Genomic DNA, 2,908 nt, shown 5'->3' with positions numbered 1-2,908 from the left:
AGAAGATCCCCGGCTGTCGCGCCTCGCTGTTTGCCGAACTGGATGCGCCCGCGCTGAAGCCTCTGCCGAACTATCCCTATCAATACACCGTCGTTCAGCGAGTGCTGGTGGGCAAGGATTACCACGTGGATATTGAAAAGCATTATTACTCCGTGCCCTACACCTTGCAGGGCAAGCGGTTGGAAGCACAACTAACCGAACATACCGTGGTGTTTTATCACCATGGCAAGGTGGTAGCAGAGCATAAGCGCAGCCGGCGTAAAGGCCAGCACAGCAGCCTGCTGGAGCATATGCCCGAGCATCATAAAGCCATGCTGGAGTGGTCACCAGAGCGGCTAATGAGCTGGTCATCCTCAATAGGCCCTTATACGGCGCATTGGGTGCATGAGTTTATCCGCCAGGCCGATCATCCGGCGCAAGCGGTACGGCCTTGCCTGGCACTGCTGGGACAAAGCAAAAGCTATGGCAAAGCGCGGCTGGAAGCCGCCTGCTTACGAGGACATCTAACCGGAGCCAACCGGCTGCACAACATCCGTGCCATGCTGAAAAATGGCCTTGAACAACAGCCGATCAGCAACGCAAAACATGATCCACTACAGACGATCCGCCATGAAAATGTGCATGGTGAAGGCTACTTCCATTAAGGGGAATACCATGCAATTACGTGTCGATGAACAATTAAGTCAACTGCATTTAAGTGGCATGAAACAAGCGCTGGCTCAACAGCAAGAGCAGAGCATGCTGTATCAGGACATGAGCTTCGAAGAGCGACTGCAACTGCTGCTAAGCCATGAACTGGTGCAAAGAGAGCAGCGTAAAATCAACCGGTTAGAGAAACAAGCCCGCTTCAGGCTAAGCGGTCAGGTAGAGCAAATTGACTACCGGGTGAGTCGGGGCTTTAACAAAGCGCAGGTTCGCCAGTTGCTTGAAGGACACTGGTTAAGCCACCAACAGAACTTGTTATTGACTGGCTCGGCAGGCTGCGGCAAAAGCTATCTGGCCTGTGCCCTTGGCCGTTACTTTATCCGCCAAGGGATGGCGGTGAGGTACTACCGGCTGAAAACACTGCTGGAAGCCATGCGACTGGCCCAGGCCGACGGCAGCTATCCGAAGCTACTGGAACAGCTCAATAACGTTGCGATCCTGATCCTGGACGATTGGGGCATGGAGATGCTGGACGCCACAGAGCGCAGTAACTTGCTGGAGATCGTTGATACGCGCCACGGCAGAGTCTCAACCATAGTGGCCAGCCAACTGCCGGTCGATAAATGGTACGGCATGATCGGTGAAGCCACCTTCGCCGAAGCGATCTTAGATCGACTGATCCACAGAGCCGTACGAGTCACGTTAACGGGGGAATCCATGCGAAAACAAGGTGCAAACTTGACGCATGCCGATCAGAAAGAGTAAAAGAGAGATGTTGTAAGTGCGGGAAGAAAAATAGTGATCGGCATGATGTTATTAGCCAGACATCAGGCACCAACAACGGCAGGAAAGAGCCAAGCCCTTGCTAAAGCAGTTGTGGGACTGGCTGGAGAAATCCAAAGCCACGGTGCCTAAAGAAAGTCTGCTGGGCAGAGCCATCACCTACAGCCAAAACCAGTGGCCGAAGCTTGAGCGTTATCTGGAAGATGGCCGGCTGAACATCGACAACAACCGGGCAGAGCGAGCCATCAAGCCGTTCGTCATCGGTCGCAAGGCCTGGCTGTTTGCCAACACCACATCCGGTGCCAGAGCCAGCGCCGCGCTGTACAGCCTGGTTGAAACCGCCAAAATCAACGGGCTGGAGCCCTATGATTATCTGTGTCGGCTATTTACCGAGCTGCCCAACGTCACCGACCATGAGCAACTGCAAAAACTCCTGCCGTACTGAATGAGCACCAATCACACCGCTGGTGTGGTTGGTGTTACGCTTACTTTCTAACGGTACGCTGAATGCGGTAACCGACAAGCTGTTACCTGAGCTTCAGGCCTGGCGTGAACGCGAACTCGATGCGATTTATCCCATCGTCTGGCTGGATGCCATCCACTACAAAATCAAAGAAAATGGCCGGTACATCAGCAAAGCTGTGTACACTATACTGGCGGTAAACGTCGAAGGCAAAAAGGAATTACTGGGCTTGTATCTGTCTGATCATGAAGGCGCGCATCACTGGCTAAGCGTGCTGACAGACCTTTACAATCGTGGCGTGAAAGACATCCTGATAGCTTGCGTGGATGGCCTTAAAGGCTTCCCTGAAGCGATTGAGAGCATTTATCCCAAGACCGAGATACAGCACTGCATCATCCACCAAATCCGTAACTCGTTAAAATACGTGGCCAGCAAGAACCAGAAGGCCTTTATGGCCGATTTAAAGTGCGTGTACAAAGCCACCACGTTAAACGCCGCAGAATCAGCGCTGGATGAGCTGGAGGCTAAATGGGGCGAGAAGTACCCGGTGGTCATTAAATCCTGGCGCAATAAATGGCAAACGCTGTCAGCCTATTTTAAATACCCGGACTACGTTAGAACCGCCATCTATACCACCAATGCCGTAGAAGCGGTGCACCGTCAGTTCCGTAAACTGACCAAAACCAAGGGCGGATTCGCCAATGAAAACAGTTTGCTTAAGCTGCTTTATGCCGGTATCTTACAGGCATCTGAGCGTTGGACACACCCGGTGCAAAACTGGAATCTGACGCTGTCGCAGCTGTCGATACACTTCGAGGGGCGCTTAGACGCTCATATCGATCTGTGACCAGGCTGACACAGAATATTGAACACCCTCCTGTAACCTCTTACTGAGCAGCGATTACCGCTGCTCTTTACCGCTTGGGATGAGGGGTTTCATTCCTTTTGAAGAGCGCCTTGGTGTAGCCATCCGGGTTTTGTTGCTGCCAGCGCCAACTGTCCTGCACCATATCGTCC

Annotated in this window: 1 protein-coding gene and 3 pseudogenes; all 4 read left to right on the top strand. The window is 52.8% G+C overall.

Annotated elements, in window-relative coordinates; all coding sequences use genetic code 11:
* A pseudogene (locus JJU14_RS16360) lies at positions 1-644 on the top strand (IS21 family transposase); the annotation flags it as partial.
* 10 nt (positions 645-654) lie between these two features.
* Positions 655-1,410, top strand: coding sequence for an IS21-like element helper ATPase IstB (gene istB, locus JJU14_RS16355; protein ID WP_228614789.1), 756 nt, complete (start codon positions 655-657; stop codon positions 1,408-1,410).
* 61 nt (positions 1,411-1,471) lie between these two features.
* A pseudogene (locus JJU14_RS16350) lies at positions 1,472-1,873 on the top strand (transposase); the annotation flags it as partial.
* Between the two features lie 43 nt (positions 1,874-1,916).
* Positions 1,917-2,738, top strand: a pseudogene (locus JJU14_RS16345) (IS256 family transposase); the annotation flags it as partial.
* Between the last annotated feature and the right edge of the window lie 170 nt (positions 2,739-2,908).

The organism is Alkalimonas sp. (assembly GCF_020831925.1).
In the GTDB taxonomy this organism is placed as follows: domain Bacteria; phylum Pseudomonadota; class Gammaproteobacteria; order Enterobacterales; family Alteromonadaceae; genus Alkalimonas.
Note: the sequence above shows the minus strand (reverse complement) of the source record. Positions and strands in the feature narration are given on the sequence as shown.